We start from the raw sequence: 23,626 nt of genomic DNA, 5'->3' as shown, positions 1-23,626 counted from the left end.
ACCTCTTTGACTACGCAAGGACAATCAAGGATGTCATCTAGCCGAAAAAAACAATTTGCTTTGCGTGCGGTATCTGCTGCGATGGCGGCATTGCTTGCGCCACTAGCTAATGCATTCACCCCCTTTGTGATTCAGGATATTCAGGTTAATGGCATTCAGCGTATTGATCCCGGTGCCGTATTTGGATTTTTGCCAGTAAAAGTAGGCGAAAGCTTTGATGAAAGCAAAGCCAGTGAATCCATTCAGCGTTTATATTCCAGCGGTTTTTTCAATGATGTCAAAATCGATGTGGAAAATAACGTTTTAGTGATTACGGTTCAAGAGCGTCCCACTATTGCTTCGATCAGCTTTAACGGGATGCGCGAGTTTAATGATAAAAATATCACTCAGGCCTTGGCGCAGGTTGGCTTTTCAGAGGGGCGCGTATTTGATCGCTCTATGCTTGAGCGCGCCGAGTTTGAGCTTAAACAACAGTATCTTGCCAAAGGTAAATATGGCGTAGAGGTCACCCCGATTATTACGCCTTTGCCACGTAACCGCGTAGGGATTAGTTTTGATGTCTTCGAGGGGGATCTTGCCAAAATTAAAGAAATTAATTTGGTGGGCAACCAGCAGCTAAAGACCAGTGAGCTGTTAAAACAAATGCAGTTGACCACTTCTGGCATGATGACGTGGTATACCGGTAGCAACAAATACTCGCGAGAAAAGCTAGAAGGGGACATTGAACGTTTACGCTCTTACTACTTGGATCGAGGGTTTTTAGAGATCCAGATTGAACCTCCACAGGTCTCGATTTCACCTGATCGTAAAGATATTTTTATTACACTTACGATTCACGAGGGGGATCGTTATCGTCTCAGTGATGTGAAATTAGCAGGTGACTTACTCGGTTTAGATGCGCAAATCCAACCTTTGGTCACAGTTAAAGCGGGGGAAACATTCTCAGCCGAAAAAACCAATCAAACAGTAGAAGCCATTTCTAGCTATTTGGGTGGTTTGGGCTATGCTTTTGCAAACATTAACCCTAATCCTGTTTTGGATCGGGAAAATAAAACAGCTGATCTTACTTTTTATGTGGATCCTGGGCGTCGGGTATATGTGCGTCGGATTGAGATCGGCGGTAACGTACGCACGCGCGATCAGGTAATTCGCCGTGAAATGCGTCAACATGAGGCCGCTTGGTATGACGCTCAAGACATTGCTACTTCGCGTGATCGTATCGACCGCTTAGGTTACTTTACAGAGGTGGATGTTTCTACTGCTGCGGTGCCCGGCACCGCGGATCAGGTCGATGTACATGTCGAGGTCAAGGAAAAGCCCACAGGTATGATTAACCTTGGGGTTGGATACGGCTCGACGGATAAGCTCATGCTGACCGGTGGCATTAGTCAGGATAATATTTTTGGTAGTGGTAATAGCTTGTCATTACAGGTGAATACCAGTAAATCCAACCGGGCAGCGATTTTAGCGCACACGGATCCATATTGGACTAAAGACGGAATTAGTAAAACCACGTCTTTGTATTACCGTCGCACTACCCCTTACGATAATGATTATTCGGATGGCGATTATGAGGTCACAGCTATCGGGGCAGGGTTAAATTTTGGTATTCCGATTTCGGAAAACGATCGGATTTACATGGGTGCAAGTTACGAGCACAACCGTCTCGATCGTTTGGATCCGCGATACACGCCATTAGCCTATCAGGAGTTTGTGCGAGAATTCGGTAAAAGCACGAATGCTTTTATCTTTAACGTAGGTTGGGATAAGGATACTCGCGATAGTGCGATTGCTCCCACAAGGGGTGGCTACACACGGTTATCAGGTGACTTTTCAACCTTAGACTTACGCTATTATATGCTTAGTGCTCAGCAGCAGTACTATCTGCCACTTGGCACAGACTATACTTTAGCGCTAAATGGATTGGTAGATTGGGGTAAGTCTTATGGCGGCCGTAGTTTCCCTGTGATTAAAACCGTTTACGCAGGGGGTATTGGCTCAGTGCGTGGCTTCGAGGGAGCCTCCTTGGGGCCACGTGATACCCTAACGGGTGACTATCTAGGGGGGTCGCGTCGCGTTGTTGGTAATGTTCAGTTGTATCTGCCTTTCCCTGGAGCAACGCGTGACCGAACTTTACGTTGGTTCATCTTTGGCGATGTGGGTCGAGTCGACAATACCAGTGGTGGATGTGCAAAAGGGCGTCCGAATGATCCCGCTACCGATGCTTGCGGCTGGAAATACGCAGCAGGTATAGGCTTCTCTTGGCAGTCGCCCATGGGGCCCTTGGAGCTTTCTTACGGCCGTGCGCTGAACACGAAGCCGGGTGATGAAAAGCAAGCTTTCCAATTCCAAATTGGGACAGGGTTTTAATAATATATATTCTTTTAGCAGCAACTTTAGCAAGGTGGATTTTCATGAAATCTAAATTCGCATTACAACTTACACAAATCGCTCGTCAGTTAGGCCGTAATCAACGCGCGCTAATGATGGCTGCCGCGCTCGGCCTTTCCGTTGCCGCAACGCCTATTGCCCAAGCACAAACTAAAATTGGCTTTGTTAGCACAGAACGCATTTTGCGTGACTCTCAGCCTGCTAAAGCTGCTCAAGCCAAAATCGAATCCGAGTTTAAGCGTCGTGATGATGAACTCCAAAATATGGCTAATAAGCTTCGTAATGACGCACAAAAATTTGATAAAGATGCGCCAGCTCTTTCTGAAGCAGAGCGCATCAAACGTCAACGCCAATTGGCGGACTTAGATTCTGATTTGCAGCGTAAACGACGAGAGTTCCAAGAGGACTTTAACCGTCGCCGTAACGAAGAGTTTTCTGCAATTGTAGAAAAAGCAGACGCGGCCATCCAAAAAATCGCAGAAACGCAGGGCTATGACATTATTATTCAAGATGCTGTCACCGTTAGCCCACGCGTAGATATCACTGATGAGGTACTTAAAGCCTTGGGTGGTTAAACATGCCGGTGCTATTAACAGCCGATCAAGCGCCCACCTTGGGACAACTGGTGGAGTTTGTGGCGCAACAAGGCTTAGCTGCCACACTCGCTGACCCAGCGAGTGCGGCACTTAAAATACAGGGTATTGGTTCGCTGCAGCACGCGTCTTCGGTAGAAATCAGCTTTTTATCGAATCCTCAGCTTTTTGATCAATTGACACATTGTCAAGCGGCCGCGGTAATTCTGTCAGAGCAAGTGTATGCGCAGTTAAGTACACCACCAGCTTTTGCGGTGGTGTTATTTGAGCAGCCCTATTTAATGTATGCTTTGTTGGCACAGTGGTTTGACCAACATCGATTGCAGGCTTTAGAGCACGGTATTCATGCCACTGCCGTCATTCACCCGAGTGCACAGATTGCTGCGAATGTGCACATCGGCCCACATGCCGTGATCGAGGCTGATGTGGTGCTCGCTGAAAACGTCCGTATCGGTGCAGGTTGTGTGGTTGGGGCCGGGACGCAGATCGGTAAAAACACACGCTTACAGCCACGGGTTACGTTGTATCATCAAGTGCAAATTGGCGAGCGATGCCTATTGCATAGTGGGTGTGTGATAGGAGCTGATGGCTTTGGGTTTGCTCCCCATCCACAAGGCGGCTGGGCGAAAATTGCTCAAGTTGGAACCGTAGAAATTGGCAATGATGTCGAAATCGGCGCGAACACGACCGTTGATCGGGGTGCGTTGGATAATACGGTGATTGCAGATGGCGTTAAACTCGATAACCAAATTATGGTTGGGCATAATGTCCATATTGGAGAGCATACAGCCATTGCGGCTTGTGTAGGGATTGCGGGCTCTACCCATATCGGTGCGCATTGTATTATTGGCGGTGCAGCGATGATTTCTGGGCACTTAACTATTACGGATCATGTGCAGATCTCGGGTGGAACAGCGATTACCTCTTCGATAAAAACCGCTGGGCGCTACAGTGGCGTATACCCCTATGCTTCGCACAAAGATTGGCAGCATAATGCCGCTGTGATTTCTCAGCTTTCTCAATTACGTAAACGTGTGCGCTCATTGGAGCGAAACAGCACATCACAATAACAAGTAGGAACAAGATATGATGGAACTTGATATACAACAGATCATGGAACGCTTACCGCATCGTTATCCGATGCTGTTAGTGGATCGGGTCGTTGAAATGGTTCCCGGCAAAAGTATTGTTGCCATCAAAAATGTCTCAATCAATGAGCCTTTTTTTACGGGGCATTTTCCCCACCACCCTGTAATGCCAGGGGTACTGATTATCGAAGCCATGGCACAAGCCGCCGCCTTGTTTTCTTTTGAGGATGATGCCGATATTGATCCGGCAAGCCAAAAGGTGGCGTATTACTTAGTAGGTGTCGACGGGGCGCGCTTCCGTAAACCTGTCGTACCGGGTGATCAGTTGCGTCTCGAGGTAGTAGCAGATCGCATTAGTCGTGTTATGTGCAAATATACAGCTAAAGCCTTGGTGGATGATCAAGTAGTGGCCGAGGCTAAGTTGATGTGCGCTATTCGTGTATTGGATAAATAAGATGGGTCGCATTCATCCTACCGCCATTGTGGCTAAAGGCGCTGTGATTGCGGATGATGTGGAAATCGGCGCGTACAGTATTATTGGTGAGCATGTCACCATTGGTGCAGGTACGATAATAGGTCCACATTGTGTCATCGATGGTCATACAACTATAGGCGAAAATAACCATTTTTATCGCTTTTGTTCTATTGGCGGCATACCACAAGATAAAAAGTATGCAGGAGAGCCTACGCGCCTAGAAATTGGTGATGGCAATACCATTCGTGAGTATGTAACGATTAATACCGGTACTGTGCAGGACGTAGGGGTTACTCGTGTGGGTGATGATAACTGGATCATGGCGTATGTGCATATTGCACATGATTGTCAGGTTGGCAATCATACGATCATCGCTAACAGTGTACAGCTCGCTGGGCATATTCATATTGGGGATTGGGCGATTTTAGGGGGCTTGTCTGCGGTACATCAGTTTGTGCGTATCGGAGCACATGCGATGGTAGGTGGTACCAGCTCTGTGCGCCAAGATATCCCACCTTATGTGATTGGCACGGGGGACCCATTTCGACCAAGTGGGATTAATGCCGAGGGTTTAAAACGACGTGGCTTTACGCCAGCCAGTATTAAATGCATTAAAGATGCTTATCGCTTATTGTATCGACGGCAGTTAACAGTAGAGCAAGCCCTTGAGCAGATACATCAACTGGGACAAGATCAGGAGCAACGAGCAGCGGTGCAGCTCTTTACAACATTCTTAGCACAGTCTAATCGGGGTATTGTACGCCCATGATACAAATCGGCATGGTTGCTGGTGAGCCGTCGGGAGACTTGTTAGCGGGTCGTATTATGCAGGGAATCCATGCGCTTGAACCTCAAGCGCATTTTTCTGGCATAGGCGGCCCTTACATGCAGGCAGAAGGCTTGGAAACCTGGTATAGCATGGATACATTAAGCGTATTTGGCTATACCGATGTGTTTCGTGCACTACCGAAAATTTTACGCACTTACTATGGAAGTGCTGGGCGTTGGCAGGCGCAACCGCCTGATGTATTTGTAGGTATTGATGCACCAGATTTTAACTTACGTTTAGAAGCCAAATTGCATAAGCGCGGCATCCCTACAGTACAGTTTGTCGGGCCTTCTATTTGGGCATGGCGTTATGAGCGAATCCATAAAATCCGCCAAGCAGTTTCCCACATGTTGGTATTATTTCCCTTCGAAGTGCCTATTTACGAAAAAGAGGGTATTCCTGTTACCTGTGTGGGGCATCCATTAGCGCAAAATATTCCATTGGTGCCGAATAAAGCTGCGGCACGACAGCGTTTGGGTTTGGCAGAAAATGCCAAGGTACTGGCGTTATTACCAGGAAGTCGTCGTAGTGAAATTGCATTGCTTGCACCACGCTTCTTGCAAACTGTGCAACGCCTACAACAGGCTCATCCTGATTTGCAGATAGTTGTACCTATGGTGAATGCGCAACGCGAAAAAGAGTTTCGCGCCTTGTTGTCGCAATATCCAGTATCTCACTTACACCTATTGTCTACGGCTACACATCAGGTGCGTACACAGCCTGTAGCGTGGGAGGCAATGGAGGCGGCTGATGCTTTGTTAGTGGCTAGTGGGACCGCAACACTGGAGGCAATGCTATTTAAGCGTCCTATGGTGATTTCTTATGTGTTATCACCCTGGATGCGACGATTGATGGCATGGCAATCTGGATTAAGTCGACCTCTTACTCCATGGGTGGGCTTGCCTAATATTTTGGCGCAGGATTTTGTGGTACCTGAATTATTACAAGACGAGGCCACGCCAGAAAAATTGATGAAAGCAACAGAAAAAGCGCTTTTTGATCAAGCATGGGCGGATCAGGTGGCTGAGCGCTTTGTGCAGATACACCAGAGCTTATGTTTAGATACACCGCGTCTTGCTGCAGAAAAAATTGTAGAGTTAGCCCATGGAAGATGATTTACAACGTTTATTAACCCAATATACAGCGATAGCGGGGGTAGATGAAGCAGGGCGCGGTCCATTAGCAGGGCCCGTTTTTGCAGCAGCGGTGATTCTTGATCCCGCGCAGCCTATTATTGCACTGACTGATTCAAAAAAACTGAGTGCTAAGCGTCGTGAAACACTGGCGGAGCAAATTAAAGCACAAGCCTTAGCATGGTGTATAGCCAGTGCTAACACTGAGGAAATTGATCAGTTAAATATATTGCAAGCAACGCTTTTAGCTATGCAGAGGGCTTGTCAACAGTTGCCTATGCGCCCTGATTGGGTGTTGATTGATGGTAATCGAGTGCCAGAAGAGCTACCAGCGCCAGCGCGTGCCGTAATCAAAGGAGATGCGCTGGTGCCTGCTATTTCTGCGGCTTCTATTTTGGCGAAAACTGCTCGTGATCAGGCTTGTATGGTGATGCATGAGCAGTACCCACAATATGGATTTGATCAGCACAAAGGCTATGGCACGAAGCTGCATCTTGAGCGCTTAGCTCAATATGGACCATGCCCAGAACATCGTCGTAGTTTTGCGCCCATTAAAAATTGGCAAGCCTCATGAAACAGATCCAATCTAAAGATAATCCCTTATATAAAAAAGCGTTGCGTATTGCCCAAGGTCGTAAAGTAGGACGAGAGACTTGGGTATGGCTAGAAGGCATTCATCTTTGTCAGGCGTGGCTTGATAGAGGCTATGAGGTTGCACAGTTGTGGGTGGATGCAGAGCGCTTGGAGCTGGATCAAGAGCTACAGCAGTTGATTAAACGAGTGCCAGCACAGCAGATAATACAGCTCCCTTCGGCTTTAATGCGTCAATTATCTCAAGTAGAGCATGGGCAAGGGGTTGGAGCTGTGGCGGCCATGCCTGAACACGTTTTAGGGCAGACGATACATCATAGCTGTGTCTATCTAGATCGGGTTCAAGATCCAGGCAATGTAGGCACATTATTACGTACGGTTGCTGCAGCTGGGATTGATGCCGTGTACTTATCGCCGGGGTGCGCGGCGGTCTGGTCACAAAAAGTGTTACGTAGCGCTCAAGGAGCGCATTTTGCGTTACAGCTCTATGAGAATGTGAGCATTGATGATTTTTTGGAACGCTTGTGTGTTCCTCTTTATGTCACGGCCCTAGAACAAGCACAATCTTTATACACCATGAAATTACCACCAAGCGTGGCATGGGCCTTTGGTAATGAAGGGCAGGGGGTAGCACCGGCGTTGCTGCAGGCGGCCTCTCAAGCGGTGTATATTCCCCAAAGTACTGCTGTGGAGTCATTGAATGTGGCCGTGGCTGCAGCGGTGTGTTTATTTGAGCACCGCCGTCAGCACGGGGTTAATTAATAAATACGTTTGTTGAGTCCGACCTCATCTAAGATTTTGGTGGAGATTTCTTCAATAGAGCGTGTAGTGGTAGAGAGCCATGGGATATTTTCTAAGCGCATTAAGCGTTCCGCTTCGGCAACCTCGTTAATACATTGTTTTAATGAAGCATAGGTACTGTTTGGGCGGCGCTCGTGTCGTACTTCGGCTAAACGCTCAGGGTGAATAGATAAACCAAAAAGTTTTTTTCTATAGGGCACTAGAGAGGCCGGTAAAGCGCCGCGTTCAAAGTCATCTGGGATCAGCGGGTAGTTTGCCGCTTTGACCCCGTATTGCATGGCTAAATAGAGGCTAGTAGGTGTCTTGCCACAGCGCGAAACCCCTACTAAAATCACATCAGCTTGTTCGAGGCCATTGACGAGCTGGCCATCATCATGAGCCAAACTGAAATTAATGGCCTCGATACGGTTGCTGTATTGTTTAGACATGACATTGCTGTGTGAGCGTCCAACGGAGCGATCCGCTTTTACACCTAAAGCTCGCTCGATGTGGCGCACAAAGCTACCAAACAAATCCATGAAAATACAATTTGCCGAACCTACAACACGTGCCATTTTTGGGTCAACCAGTGTGCTAAATACCAGTGGTTTAACCCCTGTTTCTTCAAAACAACGGTTGATGCGGGCGGTGACGTCTTGGGCTTTTTCGATGGTATCAATAAAAGGAACCCGTACGGCTTGGAACTCAAATTGCTGAAACTGTGATAAAACCGAGTGGCTGAAGGTTTCGGCAGTAATGCCTGTACTATCAGAAACCACAAAAACAGTACGCTCTATAGGGGAATTAGTCATATTAAAGTACACACAAAGGCGATAAACGGTACAATCGCAAAGAGTACCAACCATCGCGTTGCTAATCAAGGCAGGTTTGCCTAATACATTTTAATCATAAGCCTTAATGTATTACACAAACTTGCTTTTTATTCTTTTAAGGTGACTTTTATGTCTTATGTATTGCCTTTCGAGACGCTGCGCATGACAGACGTCGAAATTGTGGGTGGTAAAAACGCCTCTTTGGGCGAGATGATTAGCCAGCTTTCTTCTGCTGGAGTGCGGGTACCAGGTGGTTTTGCCACCACGGCAGAAGCATTCCGTCAGTTTTTACGTGCCGACAATCTCGATAAGCGTATTGAAGACCGCTTAGCAACACTGGACCCCGATGATGTGCGTGCTTTAGCCGAGGCCGGCTCACAAATCCGCCAGTGGATCATCGAAACCCCTTTCCCTGCTGAGCTTGAGCAACAAATCCGTGAGGCATTTGCCAAGCTTGATGCGGATGGCAAAGGTTCTTTTGCAGTGCGTTCTTCGGCAACAGCTGAAGACTTACCCGATGCGTCTTTTGCCGGGCAACAGGAAAGTTACCTTAACGTGGTGGGTATTGACGATGTCTTAGAAAAAATCCACCTTGTGTTTGCTTCTTTATACAACGACCGTGCGATTTCCTATCGTGTTCACAAAGGTTTTGCGCACGAAGACGTGGCTATCTCTGCTGGGGTTCAGCGCATGGTGCGCTCGGATAAAGGCAGCTCTGGGGTCATGTTTACCATTGATACCGAGTCTGGCTTTAAAGACGTAGTCTTTATCACCTCAGCTTATGGTTTGGGCGAAACGGTTGTACAGGGCGCTGTTAACCCAGACGAATTTTATGTCTTTAAGCCTTCATTGGCTGCTGGGCATGATGCCATTATTAGCCGTCGTATTGGCTCCAAACTCCTACGCATGGAATTTGACGAAAAGCGTGAAAGCGGCGAAGCCGTACGTACTGTCGAAGTTCCAGTCTCTGAGCGTAACCGTTACTCATTGACTGATGATGAGGTCATTGAGCTAGCGCGCTATGCCATGATTATTGAAAAACACTATGAGCGCCCTATGGATATCGAGTGGGGTCGTGATGGTATTGATGGCAAGATTTATATCCTGCAAGCGCGTCCGGAAACCGTTAAATCCCAATTAGGCAACAGTGATGTTCAAGAGCGTTATAAGCTCAAAGCCACCGGCGAAGTCCTAGTAACAGGGCGTGCGATTGGGCAAAAAATCGGTTCAGGTAAAGTCCGCTTAGTGGGTGATGCTAGCGAAATGCATCATGTTCAAGCCGGTGATGTACTTGTCACGGATATGACCGATCCAAACTGGGAGCCCGTGATGAAACTGGCGTCTGCGATTGTGACAAATCGTGGTGGGCGCACATGTCACGCCGCAATTATTGCACGTGAACTAGGTATCCCTGCGGTGGTAGGCTGTGGCGATGCAACCGATGTGCTCAAAGAGGGCCAAGAGGTTACTGTGTCATGTGCCGAAGGGGACGAAGGTCGTATTTATGATGGCCTACTCGAAACCGAAATCGAAGAGGTTAGCTGGGGGGAAATGCCCGAGATTGGCATGAAGGTCATGATGAACGTGGGTAACCCACAACTCGCGTTTGATTTTGCACAAATCCCAAATGATGGTGTTGGCTTAGCGCGTTTAGAGTTCATCATTAACAACAACATTGCGATTCACCCCAAAGCGGTATTAGATTACCCCAATGTGGATGCTGATCTGAAAAAAGCCGTAGAGTCCGCCGCTCGTGGCTACGCGAGCCCGCGTGCGTTTTTTGTGGAAAAACTGGCCGAAGGGGTGGCAACACTAGCAGCGGCATTCTATCCAAAAACCGTCATTGTGCGTATGTCAGACTTTAAGTCGAATGAATACCGCAAATTGGTGGGTGGATCACGCTACGAGCCCGAGGAAGAGAACCCGATGCTAGGGTTCCGTGGTGCCGCACGTTACATTTCTGAGGACTTCCAAGAGTGTTTCCGTATGGAATGTGAGGCGTTGAAAAAAGTACGCGATGAGATGGGGCTCACTAACGTAGAAATTATGGTGCCTTTTGTGCGTACCTTAACGCAAGCAGAAAAAGTGGTGAACTTATTAGCAGAAAACGGTTTAGAGCGCGGTAAAAATGGATTGCGCCTAATCATGATGTGCGAAGTTCCCTCTAATGCTATCTTAGCCGACGAGTTCCTACAGTATTTTGATGGTTTCTCCATCGGTTCTAACGATATGACGCAGTTGACTTTGGGCTTAGACCGAGATTCCGGTATGGAGCTATTAGCCGATGATTTTGACGAGCGTGATGCGGCGGTAAAATTCATGCTAAGCCGTGCCATTCAAGCATGTCGTAAAGCGGGTAAATACGTGGGGATTTGTGGTCAAGGCCCAAGTGATCACCCTGATCTAGCCGAGTGGTTACGTGACGAGGGAATTATATCTATTTCCTTGAACCCAGATACGGTTGTAGATACTTGGCAGCGTTTAGCAAAATAAAAAGCTAAAGCGCTTATTCTGTAGGTAATAGCCACCTCGTGCGAGGTGGCTATTTACTTTTGCTGCTAGGCAAGAACTTTTCAATGCCGCATAATAAAAAGCAATGAAATATAAAGAAAAGGAGTTGCGAGTGAATACAGTCACACCTATAGTGATTATTGGTGGTGGTGCGGGGGGGTTAGAGTTAGCCGCCAAGTTAGGGCGTAAGCATGGGCCTGATAAGGTGTATTTGGTGGATAAGGACACCGATCATATCTGGAAGCCTTCTTTACATGAGGTGGCGGCGGGCACACTGGATATTCATCGCGAGGGCTTGTCATATTTTATGTTAGCCCGTGATTGTCACTTTACGTTTATTTTAGGTGCTTTAGAAGGACTGGACAGAGAAAAGAAAGTTATTCATGTTGCGGCAGCACAAAATGAGGCCGGGCAAACACTTTTTCCCGCACGTACCATCGCGTATGGCACATTGGTGATAGCTGTGGGGAGTAAGTCTAATTTTTTCAATACTCCTGGTGCGGCTGAACACGCTATTACTTTGGATGCGACAGCACAGGCTGAGCATTTTCGCATGCAGTTGCTTCATGCGTTAACACAGCATCAAGGCACCGCAGCTGTGGATACAACGGCTGAGCCGGTGCGTATTGCAATTGTTGGAGGTGGAGCAACAGGGGTGGAATTAGCCGCAGAGCTAACCGAAGCCGTGGCAAGCTTACATTTTTATGGCGCAAATACTTTTACGCCTGAACGACATTTATCCATCACTCTTATCGAAGGGGCCGACCGTATTTTGGCGGCATTACCCCCTGAGTTGTCTGCACGTGCCACACAGTTATTGCATGATCGTGGGATTACGGTACGCACAGGCGTGCGCGTAACAGAGGTGCAAGCGAACCAGTTGGTTGATCAAAATGGTGAATGCTATGCGGCGGACTTGTGTGTATGGGCTGCTGGCATACAGGCACCTGTGTTTTTAACAACACTGGGCCTGGAGACGAATCGGATTCATCAATTAGTGGTCAATGAGCGCTTAGAAACAGTGGACCCATCGATTTATGCAATGGGCGATTGTGCGCAAGCGCCATGGGTGGGAGAGGATGCTTATCTTCCCGCCCGAGCTCAGGTGGCGCACCAACAAGCTAATTATTTACGGCGTGTTTTGGACGCAAAAATAAAAGGGCAAAGCCATACGGCACCTTTTACCTATAAAGACTATGGTTCTTTAGTGGCCGTAGGGCACTCTAAAGGCGTAGGAAGCTTGATGGGGGTGTTATCAGGGAAAAGTTGGTTTGTAGAGGGCCTGGTAGCACGCATGATGTATATGAGCCTACACCTGATGCATCATGCTGCCGTGTTGGGGGTGCTGCGTACGTTTAGTCTAGCGCTAGGGCGCTTATTGCTGAAACGCTCTGCCCCCCGCATTAAGTTGCATTGATCAGTCTTGACGGCGCGTATCGTGTTTGAGCCAGCGTTCTTGTTCGCGCTTCCAATCGCGATCGCGCGCAGTATCGCGTTTATCATGTTGCTTTTTCCCTTTGCCCAATCCGATGTCCATTTTGATGCGACCACGGCTAAAATGGAGGTTGAGGGGTACCAGGGTGTAGCCGCGCTGTTCAACGCGACCAATGAGCTTGCTGATTTCCTCGGCTTTAAGTAAAAGCTTACGAGTGCGAGTGCTGTCTGGCACAATATGGGTAGAAGCATTTGGAAGTGGGCTAATATGCATCCCGATGACCCAAATTTCGCCATCTCGAATCACAATGTAGCTTTCAGCAAGCTGCACATGACCACTGCGGATGGCTTTGACCTCCCAACCCTGTAAAACAAGCCCAGCTTCGTAGCGTTCTTCGATGAAATACTCGTGACGCGCTTTACGATTTTCAACAATACTCATGAATTCATCACCTATCTTAGGTAAAATCGATTTATTTTATCTACTAATCCGACTCGATGCATACAGTTAAACGATCCGTCTTAGTTCCTTATTCTGCTGCTCAAATGTTTGATCTGGTCGCCGATGTGGCGCGTTATCCAGAGTTCATGCCATGGTGCGGTGGCGCTTGCGTACATGAAGAAAATGATCAGGGCATGCGTGCTTCTGTCACCATCAGTATTGCTGGCATTAAACAAAGCTTTACCACTCAAAATACCCATGATTATCCCAGGCATATACGTTTGCAGCTGGTAGATGGCCCTTTTTCTGATTTAAAAGGGGATTGGTATTTTACCGCGTTAGGCGATGAGGGGTGTAAAGTGGAGTTTGTCATGGAGTATGCTTTTTCTAGTCGCGCCCTTGAAATGGTTGTTGGCCCCATTTTTAATCGGGTAGCAAATAGTTTTATTGACTCCTTTACGCGCCGAGCCTTGGATTTATATGATTAGTTCAAGGCAAACATCTAAGCTATGACTATGATAACAATTGAAATCGTTTTTGCGGCAAAAAATACACTTTGGCAGCAAACCTTAACGTTGCCTGCAGGTGCGACCGTACAGGAAGCTTTGGAGCAAAGCCGATTATTTCATGATCACCCCGAGGCGCAGCATTTAGCTGTGGGTATTTTTGGGGAGCGCTGCCATCAAGATACACGGCTGCAAGCCGGGGACCGGATCGAGGTTTATCGACCTTTGGTTTTTGACCCGATGGAATCCCGGCGCCGTCGTGCGGCGCACCGCGCTAACCAACAAACCAAAAGCACACGCCGGCGCACATTGAGTGCGGCGGCGCGTATGGTGATCAATCGCGAGGGCTAAATCAATATTTAGCGATTTCCCAACCGTAAGGCAAAGTTTGGACGGTAATAGCGGTTTGCGGAGCGCTGGCCAAACAAATGGATTGGGTTTGAATTTGCTCAATGTGGACTTCCATGAGTAGCGCCCAACACTGAGCTTGTGGGTCGTATGCTGCATTAATAATACGTCCGCATGGGCGCTCGAGGTCGTCGCAAGCAAAGATATCCATACCAGCACGAATATCGCTTTGGGCATCCACGGCCAATGTACCTAGGGCTGCACGACGTTTTGCGGTAGTGCGGTAATGCAAACGAGCCACCACTTCTTGCCCAGGAAAGCAGCCTTTTTTGAAATTTACGCCCCCAATAATATCCAGATTGATATCTTGGGGTAAAAACGTTTCGTAAATGGGGGCTTGTACCCAAGGCAGACCGGCATAAATATCGGCAGCAGCCCAATGCGCTGGTGAGAGCTCGGCGGCTTGAATTTGATTGTCCCAATCAATGACCCAGGCGCGAGCACTTTGTTCACTTGCATTGGGTGCGGCTATCCATGTGAGTGCTTGCTCGTGACGTACAGCATAATGCGCTTGAGGCAGTTGAAAGCCAGGGCTGTCTGGGAGCAGAGCACCATAGACCTTCGTATGTATAGGTGTGATGCTGACCTTGGCACGTAATACAAACATAGATAAACGTTTGCGCACTTGTTCTTCGATGGAGCGATCAATCATCACGTATAAATGCGCGGGCTGTTGAGGGTCGCGCCAGACGAGCATGGTGGCTTGTAAGCGTCCTTTAGCCTGACAAAACCCTGCTAATACGGCCTGATTTTCTGTGAGCTCATTAACAGAGCTCGTTAGCTGAGACTGCATAAAGTCTAAGGTGTCCGCACCAGTAATATGCCAGAGAGCTAGATGCGAAAGAGGACAGACAGATTGAGCAGAGAGTAAAGAGTGATTCATGATGTTAATACAGCGCAGATAAATAAAAGGGATTCTATATAATAACTTGCTTAGCTTAAGGTTAAAATGATGCCACTAAGTGATGAAAGGAATAAAAAACAGCTATGAAAAAAAAACGCGTTCTCATAGGGAGTTTTTTGCTGGCGCTTTTGCTAGCGCTGGTAAGTGCCTATGGCGTGTGGTGGTGGGTGATGTGGCGTGCTGTGCCTATGCAAGCTGAACGAGTGGACTATATTATTGAGTCTGGCTCTGGACCTAAAGCCATTGCTCGCACTATGCGCCAAGCTGGCATCGCTGTAGATGAAAACCATTTTGCTCTTTTGGCACGCCTAACGGAAAAAGATACACAGCTACAGGCGGGTGCGTATGAGGCCGTGCAAGGCGATAGTTTGTGGACTTTACTAGAGCGTATGGCCCAGGGCGATATGATGCAGACACGTATTACCTTGGTAGAGGGGTGGGATTATAAGCGTATACGTCAACAGCTGGCCGCAGACCCAAATATTAAACAGACGCTTACTACAGTGGGTGATAGTGAATTACTGGAGCGTTTAGGGGCTCAAGCGACTCACCCCGAAGGACTGTTTTACCCAGATACATATGTGTTTGTACCAGGTAGTACGGATTTTGATATTTTGCGTCGTGCCTACCAGGCGCAAACAGAGTTATTACAGCAGCTTTGGGAAAGTCGTGACCCGGATTTGCCATTAAAAACCCCTTATGAAGCGTTGATCTTAGCTTCTATCGTTGAAAAAGAAACCGGTCATGGCGAAGACAGGGCGCGTGTAGCAGGGGTGTTTATTAACCGTTTGCGTATTGGTATGTTGCTGCAAACGGATCCGACAGTGATTTATGGGATGGGGGATCAGTATCAGGGGCGTATACGGAAAAAAGACCTACAGACAGATACGCCATGGAACACTTACACGCGAGCGGGATTACCGCCTACACCCATTGCCAGTCCTGGTAAAGCCGCTTTGTTAGCGACCCTACACCCTGAAAAGCATGATTATCTGTATTTTGTTTCACGCGGTGATGGGACCAGTGAGTTCTCCAAAAACTTGCGCGATCACAATCGGGCAGTACGTAAATATATTTTGAATCGAAGTGGCTAAGCATGACGGAAAAAAAAGGATTGTTTTTAAGCCTGGAAGGGGTGGATGGGGCTGGTAAAAGCACCCATATTCCTTTTATGGCAGACTATATACAGCAAGCAGGTATACCGGTAGTCATAACGCGCGAGCCTGGTGGCACAGAGCTTGGCGAGGGCTTACGGGAGTTATTATTGCATCAGCCGATGCATCTTAAAACCGAGACTTTGTTGATGTTTGCGGCTCGCAATGAGCATATAGAAACAGTGATTCAACCAGCACTCAATGCGGGTAAGTGGGTGCTTTGTGATCGGTTCAGCGATGCCAGCTATGCTTATCAGGGGGGAGGCAGGCAGCTAGGAGCCACCGCCATTGAGATACTGGAACACTGGGTACACCCAGACTTACAACCCGATCGTACCTGGCTATTTGATTTGCCCTTAGCGGTTGCTGCCCAACGTTTACAAAGTGGGCGAGTTTTAGATCGTTTTGAAAAAGAGCAAGAAGCATTTTTTTACCGCACGCAACGCTTTTATCATCAGCGTGCGCAAGCACAGCCAGAGCGCTTTATTTGTATTGATAGTAGCCAAAGTGTGCAGCAGATTCAAACGCAGTTACAGCATCAGCTGGAGGCTTTGATTCTTTCTTGGAAAAACGTATGAGTCCTTTGGAGTTCTATCCGTGGCAACGCGCGACGGCGCAACGCTGGTTACAGCAGCGAGAGCGTTTTGCCCATGCTTGGCTCATTCATGGCTTAGCAGGAATAGGCAAAACCCAGTTTGCTAAAGCGGGAGCGGCGGCTTTGCTTTGTGAGCAGCCACAGTCGTTTTTAGCATGTGGTCAATGTGATGCTTGCCAATGGGTACAGTCAGGAAATCATCCGGATTTGCGTTGGGTGCGTCCGGATGCCGTCGCCGCCATAGAAAACCCTGATGATTCAACGATTGATAGTAAAACTCCCTCTAAATGGCTTCGTGTTGAGCAATTACGGGCGTTAACGGATTGGTTTAATACTGCTACGCACCGCGGTGGGTATCGGGTGGCTGTACTGTATCCGGCCGAAGCCTTAAATCCAGTATCGTCTAATGCACTGCTAAAAATTCTAGAGGAGCCGCCCACTCATACCGTATTTTTACTGGTGGCGGATCGCTATCAGCAGTTGTTGCCAACGATTATCTCGCGTTGTCGGCGCTTGCCTTTAAGTACCCCAGACCACACGACAAGTTTAGCTTGGCTACAAGCACAGATGGTACAAACGCCAGAGGCTTGGTTAGCCGCTGCCGGGGGCGCCCCTTTGGCCGCGTATCGTTTAGCGCAGCAAATGTCCAAACCCTACCCAGACTGGTTGGAACAGTTGCAAAATACGCTGCTTAAAGGACAAGAGCAAGCCATTATTGCCTTAGCGTCGGAAATAGAAAAAGAGCCGGCGACGCAATGGCTAACTGTATTACAGCGTTGGTATGTGGATTTGCTTTTGGCGTGTTATGGGCAGCCGGTACGTTACTACCCTGATTTGCAAGTGAGCACTCAGCAACTAAGCCAACGTAGTCATGCGCTACGCCTGCAGCAACAGTGGAAATGGTTGCTCACACAAAAGCAGCATAGTGAACACCCATTAAACGCTAAACTATGGGTACACACCGCATTAGAGCGTGTCATTCACAGTTTTATTCATTGATACCGATTATGTATATTGATTCGCATTGTCATGTGGATTTTCCTGATTTAGCTCAAGATATGGCGTCTTTGCGCCAAGCGATGCAGCATAATCAGGTCACACGTGCCTTAGTAGTAAGTGTTTGTTTAGAAGATTGGCCGCGTTTAATGCAAGTGGTAGAGGCCTACCCCGAGTTTTATGCGTCTGTAGGCGTGCATCCCGGTTATGATCAGGTGCCAGAGCCGACTTATGCTGAACTTTTTGAGCGCGCACAACATGAAAAAGTCATCGCTATTGGTGAAACGGGTTTGGATTATTATCGTTTGCAAGAGCCTTTGGATTGGCAGCGTGAGCGGTTTGCTTTGCACTTAGCAGTCAGTAAAGATACTGGACTACCCGTGATTGTACATACACGCCAAGCTATTGCTGACACGCTCGCCATTTTACGCGAGGGCGAGGTGGAGCAAAGTGGTGGTGTTATGCACTGTTTTAGTGAAGATTGGACGGCGGCTAAAAAAGCGCTGGATCTGGGGTTATATATCTCATTATCAGGTATTGTGACGTTTAAAAGTGCAAAACAAGTGCACGAGGTAGCACAAAAAGTGCCTTTGGATCGATTATTGATTGAAACCGATTCTCCATATTTGGCGCCGGTGCCGCATCGTGGAAAAATGAATCATCCTGCTTTGGTGGTGCATGTGGCGGAGTGTATTGCCCAATTGCGTGGGGTACCGGCAGCACAGATTGCGGACCAGACAACGCATAATTTTTATCAACTTTTTACAAAGGCTCAGCCATGATCAAACCATTACAAAAAATTGGTATTGGACTTGTTTTCGCTGTTAGTTGTAGCACAAGTTATGCAGTGGATGATAGTTTTTGGTTAGAGGTGCAAAATAATAAAACGGCGGCGGTTACGCGCTATTTAGCTCAGGGGGTAGACCCCAATATTAAAAGCCGTGAGCAACAACCAGTGGTGATGTGGGCGATACAAAATGAAGCGTGGGATGTATATGAGTTATTGCGCCAGCATCGCCAGTTTGAGCCCAATATAACCAATGCTAACGATGAAACTCCGCTAATGTATTTAGCCATTATGGGGCAAACCGAGCGGGCGCAAGCACTTATTCAGCAAGGCGCACAGGTGAACCGTTTAGGCTGGACGCCATTGCATTACGCGGCCTCAAAAAAACAAATCGCGATGACGCAGTTATTATTGCAGCATGGGGCTCTGGTGAATGCTCCAGCACCGGATGGAACCACACCTTTAATGATGGCAGCGCGCTCAGGCAGTGCAAAACTAGTGAACCTGCTTTTAGAGCAGGGGGCGGATCCAACCACATTGAGTGTGACAAAACTGTCTGCAGCGGACTGGGCCCAGTCGAATAAAAATACTCGTTTGGCGGCACGTTTACGTGAGATTGCTGCTGAATACGAGCAAAAACGAGCACAGAATCACGGGCAGGTGGCACCTATTTTGTTGGGACAAGGGCAAGAAGAGGTAGATAATCTGGAAACTGCGGAAAGCCGTCCTTCTACAGGAACGAGTCAGTATTTTGATTTAAAGCGATTTGAAGAGTGATGTTTTATTAGTCGTCATAAAAAGCCCCCAAAATGTGTTTTTTTGGGGGCTTTTTTGTGCTTGTTATTTACACGATTTGTTTATATTTCAATACGTTTCGTAGTGTTGGCATCAAACCAATGCAGTTGATAATCCTCGTTAAGACCAATTTGAATGGATTCACCAACTTGTAATGGGTTATCACGAGTGCTCTCTGTAGGGGTACGGATAACAAGCGTATGATCGCCATTACGACCGTGAATCAGCTGTTCTGAGCCTAAAATCTCGATCATTTCGATTTCCATAGGCAGCCCGGCTTGGTGTAAAGCAATATGCTCAGGACGAATCCCTAAAATAACTGATTTGCCATAGAGCGCGGGTGCAATTAAATGAGAAGGAAAGTGCAAAGCTATGTTTCTATCATTGTAGACCGTACCCTGTTGATCAATATGTACAGGGATTAAGTTCATCGGTGGTGAACCGATAAAACTGGCGACAAAGGTAGAGGCGGGCTTTTCAAAAACCTCCATGGGGGTACCAATTTGCTCTGCGACCCCTTTGTTCATCACAATCATACGGTGTGCCAAGGTCATGGCTTCAACTTGATCATGAGTGACGTAGAGGCTGGTGGTTTTAAGGCGTTGGTGCAAGCGTTGAATTTCCAAACGCATTTGTACCCGCAACTTAGCATCTAGGTTTGAAAGTGGCTCGTCAAATAAGAAAACCTTGGGTTCACGCACAATAGCGCGCCCCATGGCGACGCGTTGACGCTGTCCACCAGAAAGCTGACGCGGGCGACGATCAAGTAGATGCGAAAGCTCGAGAATCTGTGCAGCCACATTGACACGCTCCCGGATTTCCTCTTTGCTGAATTTGCGGATTTTTAACCCATAGGCCATGTTGTCATACACACTCATATGAGGGTAGAGCGCATAGTTTTGGAATACCATAGCGATATCCCGCTCAGCGGGCTCTAAGGTATTAACGACTTTACCATCAATCTCGATGGTGCCGCTGGTAATGCTCTCCAGTCCGGCGACCATGCGCATCAGGGTGGACTTACCGCAGCCGGACGGGCCCACAATGACCACAAATTCGCCATCTTGAACCTGCATATCAATGCCATGAATGACTTCGATATTACCCGGGTAGACTTTGGTGACTTGATTAAAAGTTAAGGTTGCCATAATTACTGTTATTCCTGTGCAGCGGTCTTATTTTTCTGAGTCGACCAGACCTTTAACAAACCATTTTTGCATAAGCATGACCACCAAAGCGGGTGGAATCATGGCTAGCATGGCGGTTGCCATAACGATATTCCATTGAGTGACACTATCACCACCGGAAATTAAACGCTTGATACCGATCACAATCGGGTACATATGTTCTTCAGTTGTGATAATTAAGGGCCAGAGGTATTGGTTCCAGCCATAAATAAACTGAATCACAAATAGCGCCGCAATACTGGTTTTAGATAAAGGCAAAAGAATGTCTTTAAAAAAGCGCATGGGACCAGCGCCATCGATGCGTGCGGCCTCGACCAACTCGTCAGGAATGGTGAGATAAAACTGCCTAAATAAAAAGGTGGCGGTGGCCGAAGCGATTAACGGCAAAGTTAAACCTGCGTAGCTGTTTAAGAGGCCCAAATCGGCAACGACTTTAAAAGTGGGGGCGATACGCACCTCTACAGGTAGCATAAGCGTGACAAAAATCATCCAGAAAAATACCATGCGCAGCGGAAAGCGAAAATACACCACAGCAAAAGCGGAGAGCATGGAGATAATGATTTTGCCTACGGCAATGGTGATTGCCATGATACTACTGACTAACAACATGCGGGCAACAGGGGGAGCATTACTGCCCGCCGCACCAAAGAGCGCTTCTTTGTAGTTAGACCAAAAGTGCTCGCCTGGGAGCAAAGACATAGGGGCTTGGGCGACTTCTACTGCAGATTGCGTAGAAGCGACAAAGGTGATGTACAAGGGGAACGCAATCACTGCCACCCCAAGTAACAAAATAAAATGACTAAAGAAGTCAAGTAAAGGACGTCGTTCAATCATAACTGGACCTAGTAATTCACACGACGGTCAATGTAGCGGAACTGGATCACAGTTAGCGCTATCACAATGAGCATCAAAATCACGGATTGAGCAGCAGAAGCCCCTAAATCCAACCCACGGAACCCAACGTTATAAACGCGGTATACCAAAATTGATGTGCTTTCGCCCGGACCACCTTGTGTCATGACATCAATGATAGCGAAGGTATCAAAGAAGGCGTAAATGACGTTAACCACCAATAGGAAAAATGTGGTCGGTGATAATAAGGGAAAAACAATGGACCAAAAACGACGCATTGGGCCGGCACCGTCAATGGCCGCCGCTTCAATCAGTGAGCGAGGAATGGCCTGTAAGCCAGCAAGGAAAAACAAAAAATTATAAGAGATTTGTTTCCAGACAGAGGCCATCACCACCAAGAGCATGGCATCATCAGCATCTAGGCGAGGGTTCCATGCAATACCGAGCTCAAATAAAAATACGGCAATAATCCCTACCGATGGTGAGAACATAAAGAGCCATAAAACCCCTGCAACAGCCGTTGCTACTGCATAAGGCCAGATGAGCATGGTTTTATAAAAAGCCGCGGCGCGAATCACGCGGTTAGCGAGTACCGCTAGTAATAGGGAGATCGCCAGCCCAGCAACAGCGACTAATAGAGAGAACTTGGCCGTGATTTTAAATGAGTTCAGATAGGCTTGTTGTGAAAACAGCTCTCTGAAATTATCTAAACCCACGAAACTGGAGCTCAGCCCAAAAGGGTCTTCCAGATGAAACGACTGCCACAATGCTTGACCCGCAGGCAAAAAGAAAAAAATGACTGTAATCGCCAGTTGAGGCGCAAGCAATAAGTAGGGCAGCGTTTTATGGTTAAAAACGACACGCTTTTCCATAGGAAATTGACAAGAAAATAAAGACCGCAACAAAGAGTCTTTGAGTGGTAAAAGAGAAAAAAGCAAATACCGGAATGAGGGGATCACCCCCATTCCGGTATGAATTGTAGTCTAAACGACAGCATTAAGCTGTTATTTTACACTTTTCTCAAAGCGTTCTAATAACTCATTACCGCGTTTAACCATATTTTTTAACCCCTCTTCGGGACTGATTTGACCGGCGAAGATTTTTTCCATTTCGCCGTCTTCAATGTCACGAATTTGAGGTAAATAGCCTAAACGGATACCGCGTGAGTGTTCGGTGGTTTGAGCATCAAGCTGCTTAACTGCCACGTCAGCACCTACGTTTTTCTCATAAAAGCCAGAGTCTTTGGTGAGCTCGTAGCCGGCAGTGGTTACAGGCACATAACCCGTGTTTTGGTGCCAAGCGGCGGCTTGTTCAGGACTAGAGATAAATTTAAAGAATTCGGTTACCCCTTTGTAAACCTCATCTGACTTGTTGGCAAACACCCATAGAGATGCGCCACCAATGACGGAGTTTTGTGGAGCATCTTTTACGTCAGCATAGTAAGGCAATGAAGCGGTACCAAACTCAAATTTTCCTGTTTTGATAATGTTAGCGCGGTTACCACTGGAGCCAGTAAACATGCCACATTTCCCAGCAGTAAATAGTGCGTTGGAGGTGTCGCCACGCCCGCCGTAGGTAAATGAGCCCTCTTTAGCCATGTCGGCTAAAAAGCTTAGGTGTTTAACAAATAAAGGCTGATCAATCTCTAAGCGAGCATTTAGGCCACCAAAGCCATTATTTTCACTGGCAAAAGGAACATTATGCCAAGCAGCGAAGTTCTCGAGTAAAATCCAAGAAGGCCAAGAGGTGGTGTAGCCACATTCGTAGCCGGCTTCACGGATTTTTTTGCCGGCTTCAGCGACCTCTTCCCAAGTTTTAGGTGGGTTTTCTGGATCCAAGCCAGCTTTTTTGAAAGCGTCTTTGTTGTAATATAGCACGGCCGTGGAGCTATTAAACGGCATGGAAACAAGCTTGCCGTCGCTCGAGGAATAATAGCCAGCCACTGCCCCTAAGAAATCGTTGGGGTCAATGGGGTTACCAACCTTTTCTGACATCTCTTGTACAGGTTGAATCGCCCCTTTGGCGTGCATCATGGTGGCGGTGCCTACCTCGAAAACCTGTAGAATATCGGGGGCGTTACCTGCACGGAAAGCGGCAATACCAGCGTTCATGGATTCGCCATAGTTACCTTTGTAGCTGGGCTTGACCTCGTAGTCGGATTGGCTTTTATTAAAGGCTTCAACCAGTTCGTTGACTCGGTCCCCAAGTGCGCCTTCCATGGAGTGCCAAAACTGAATGTCTGTTGCGGCATGGGCTGTACCCATCATGGCGATAAGGGCCGCTACAGATAGGGTAAAGGTTGATTTACGCATATGCGTTCTCCTGTTGTGTGTACGGAATGA

General features: G+C 47.6%; 24 protein-coding genes. 17 read left to right on the top strand and 7 right to left on the bottom strand.

Annotated features, from left to right (window positions below; all coding sequences use genetic code 11):
• The first annotated feature begins 30 nt into the window (after window positions 1-30).
• From bamA to Q1V74_RS02095, 8 genes are read left to right on the top strand one after another with little or no spacing between them, the layout of a single operon-like run.
• Entirely contained in the window at window positions 31-2,370 is a 2,340-nt protein-coding gene (gene bamA, locus Q1V74_RS02130) for an outer membrane protein assembly factor BamA (protein WP_260648706.1), read from the top strand.
• A gap of 44 nt (window positions 2,371-2,414) precedes the next feature.
• Window positions 2,415-2,966, top strand: a complete 552-nt coding sequence (locus tag Q1V74_RS02125) for an OmpH family outer membrane protein (protein WP_260648707.1) — start codon at window positions 2,415-2,417, stop codon at window positions 2,964-2,966.
• 2 nt (window positions 2,967-2,968) lie between these two features.
• Window positions 2,969-4,054, top strand: a complete 1,086-nt coding sequence (gene lpxD / locus Q1V74_RS02120) for a UDP-3-O-(3-hydroxymyristoyl)glucosamine N-acyltransferase (protein WP_300646852.1) — start codon at window positions 2,969-2,971, stop codon at window positions 4,052-4,054.
• Between the two features lie 19 nt (window positions 4,055-4,073).
• Entirely contained in the window at window positions 4,074-4,526 is a 453-nt protein-coding gene (gene fabZ / locus Q1V74_RS02115; protein WP_300646863.1) for a 3-hydroxyacyl-ACP dehydratase FabZ, read from the top strand.
• 1 nt (window position 4,527) lies between these two features.
• Window positions 4,528-5,316, top strand: a complete 789-nt coding sequence (gene lpxA, locus Q1V74_RS02110) for an acyl-ACP--UDP-N-acetylglucosamine O-acyltransferase (RefSeq protein WP_300646851.1) — start codon at window positions 4,528-4,530, stop codon at window positions 5,314-5,316.
• Entirely contained in the window at window positions 5,313-6,491 is a 1,179-nt protein-coding gene (gene lpxB, locus Q1V74_RS02105) for a lipid-A-disaccharide synthase (RefSeq protein ID WP_300646850.1), read from the top strand. Before lpxA ends, lpxB begins: the two co-directional genes overlap by 4 nt.
• Window positions 6,481-7,083, top strand: a complete 603-nt coding sequence (gene rnhB / locus Q1V74_RS02100; RefSeq protein ID WP_300646849.1) for a ribonuclease HII — start codon at window positions 6,481-6,483, stop codon at window positions 7,081-7,083. The genes lpxB and rnhB overlap by 11 nt, the downstream gene beginning before the upstream one ends.
• Window positions 7,080-7,862 carry an RNA methyltransferase gene (locus tag Q1V74_RS02095; RefSeq protein WP_300646848.1) on the top strand — a complete coding sequence of 261 codons (783 nt, stop codon included), beginning with the start codon at window positions 7,080-7,082 and terminating at the stop codon, window positions 7,860-7,862. Before rnhB ends, Q1V74_RS02095 begins: the two co-directional genes overlap by 4 nt.
• Here Q1V74_RS02095 and Q1V74_RS02090 read toward each other — a convergent pair.
• Window positions 7,859-8,692, bottom strand: coding sequence for a pyruvate, water dikinase regulatory protein (locus Q1V74_RS02090; RefSeq protein WP_260648713.1), 834 nt, complete (start codon window positions 8,690-8,692; stop codon window positions 7,859-7,861). The genes Q1V74_RS02095 and Q1V74_RS02090 overlap by 4 nt on opposite strands.
• Window positions 8,693-8,842: 150 nt before the next feature.
• Between Q1V74_RS02090 and ppsA the strand changes: the two genes are divergently transcribed.
• On the top strand, window positions 8,843-11,206 hold the full coding sequence (gene ppsA / locus Q1V74_RS02085; protein ID WP_300646847.1) for a phosphoenolpyruvate synthase: 2,364 nt from the start codon (window positions 8,843-8,845) through the stop codon (window positions 11,204-11,206).
• A 103-nt stretch (window positions 11,207-11,309) separates the two neighbouring features.
• Window positions 11,310-12,641 carry an NAD(P)/FAD-dependent oxidoreductase gene (locus tag Q1V74_RS02080; protein ID WP_300646846.1) on the top strand — a complete coding sequence of 444 codons (1,332 nt, stop codon included), beginning with the start codon at window positions 11,310-11,312 and terminating at the stop codon, window positions 12,639-12,641.
• Here the strand turns inward: Q1V74_RS02080 and smpB are convergent, their stop codons facing one another.
• Window positions 12,642-13,100 (bottom strand): SsrA-binding protein SmpB, encoded by a 459-nt coding sequence (gene smpB / locus Q1V74_RS02075; protein WP_300646844.1) that lies wholly within the window; start codon window positions 13,098-13,100, stop codon window positions 12,642-12,644.
• Window positions 13,101-13,156: 56 nt separating this feature from the next.
• On the opposite strand from smpB, the gene Q1V74_RS02070 reads away from it, so the two are divergent.
• A complete protein-coding gene (locus Q1V74_RS02070; protein WP_260648717.1) occupies window positions 13,157-13,588 on the top strand; it encodes a type II toxin-antitoxin system RatA family toxin in 432 nt (143 codons plus the stop codon).
• Window positions 13,589-13,615: 27 nt separating this feature from the next.
• Complete coding sequence (locus tag Q1V74_RS02065; protein WP_300646843.1) at window positions 13,616-13,957, top strand: RnfH family protein; 342 nt, start codon at window positions 13,616-13,618, stop codon at window positions 13,955-13,957.
• Between the two features lies 1 nt (window position 13,958).
• Here the strand turns inward: Q1V74_RS02065 and Q1V74_RS02060 are convergent, their stop codons facing one another.
• A complete protein-coding gene (locus Q1V74_RS02060) occupies window positions 13,959-14,897 on the bottom strand; it encodes a folate-binding protein (protein WP_300646842.1) in 939 nt (312 codons plus the stop codon).
• A gap of 104 nt (window positions 14,898-15,001) precedes the next feature.
• Between Q1V74_RS02060 and mltG the strand changes: the two genes are divergently transcribed.
• Genes mltG through Q1V74_RS02035 form a run of 5 tightly spaced genes read left to right on the top strand, consistent with a single transcriptional unit; the run spans window position 15,002 to window position 19,227 of the window.
• Entirely contained in the window at window positions 15,002-16,012 is a 1,011-nt protein-coding gene (gene mltG, locus Q1V74_RS02055) for an endolytic transglycosylase MltG (protein WP_300646841.1), read from the top strand.
• 2 nt (window positions 16,013-16,014) lie between these two features.
• The gene (tmk, locus tag Q1V74_RS02050) at window positions 16,015-16,650 is read left to right on the top strand and encodes a dTMP kinase (RefSeq protein ID WP_300646840.1); all 636 of its coding nucleotides are present in this window, start codon (window positions 16,015-16,017) and stop codon (window positions 16,648-16,650) included.
• Window positions 16,647-17,666: a DNA polymerase III subunit delta' gene (holB, locus tag Q1V74_RS02045; RefSeq protein WP_300646839.1), complete on the top strand. Its 1,020-nt coding sequence runs from the start codon at window positions 16,647-16,649 to the stop codon at window positions 17,664-17,666. Before tmk ends, holB begins: the two co-directional genes overlap by 4 nt.
• Before the next feature lie 8 nt (window positions 17,667-17,674).
• On the top strand, window positions 17,675-18,445 hold the full coding sequence (locus tag Q1V74_RS02040) for a TatD family hydrolase (RefSeq protein WP_260648723.1): 771 nt from the start codon (window positions 17,675-17,677) through the stop codon (window positions 18,443-18,445).
• The gene (locus Q1V74_RS02035) at window positions 18,442-19,227 is read left to right on the top strand and encodes an ankyrin repeat domain-containing protein (RefSeq protein WP_300646837.1); all 786 of its coding nucleotides are present in this window, start codon (window positions 18,442-18,444) and stop codon (window positions 19,225-19,227) included. The genes Q1V74_RS02040 and Q1V74_RS02035 overlap by 4 nt, the downstream gene beginning before the upstream one ends.
• 80 nt (window positions 19,228-19,307) lie before the next feature.
• On the opposite strand, the gene Q1V74_RS02030 is transcribed toward Q1V74_RS02035, so the two are convergent.
• The 4 genes from Q1V74_RS02030 to ugpB form a co-directional block, all read right to left on the bottom strand.
• Window positions 19,308-20,393 (bottom strand): sn-glycerol-3-phosphate import ATP-binding protein UgpC, encoded by a 1,086-nt coding sequence (locus tag Q1V74_RS02030; RefSeq protein ID WP_300646836.1) that lies wholly within the window; start codon window positions 20,391-20,393, stop codon window positions 19,308-19,310.
• 27 nt (window positions 20,394-20,420) lie between these two features.
• Window positions 20,421-21,266 (bottom strand): sn-glycerol-3-phosphate ABC transporter permease UgpE, encoded by an 846-nt coding sequence (gene ugpE, locus Q1V74_RS02025; protein WP_260648726.1) that lies wholly within the window; start codon window positions 21,264-21,266, stop codon window positions 20,421-20,423.
• An 8-nt stretch (window positions 21,267-21,274) separates the two neighbouring features.
• Window positions 21,275-22,156, bottom strand: coding sequence for a sn-glycerol-3-phosphate ABC transporter permease UgpA (gene ugpA, locus Q1V74_RS02020; RefSeq protein WP_300646835.1), 882 nt, complete (start codon window positions 22,154-22,156; stop codon window positions 21,275-21,277).
• Between the two features lie 132 nt (window positions 22,157-22,288).
• Window positions 22,289-23,596 (bottom strand): sn-glycerol-3-phosphate ABC transporter substrate-binding protein UgpB, encoded by a 1,308-nt coding sequence (gene ugpB / locus Q1V74_RS02015; protein WP_300646833.1) that lies wholly within the window; start codon window positions 23,594-23,596, stop codon window positions 22,289-22,291.
• Window positions 23,597-23,626 lie beyond the last annotated feature (30 nt).

Source organism: Paenalcaligenes sp., assembly GCF_030152715.1.
GTDB lineage: Bacteria > Pseudomonadota > Gammaproteobacteria > Burkholderiales > Burkholderiaceae_B > Paenalcaligenes > Paenalcaligenes hermetiae.
The sequence above is the reverse complement of the archived record's forward strand: the minus strand, read 5'-3'. Positions and strand labels throughout refer to the sequence as shown.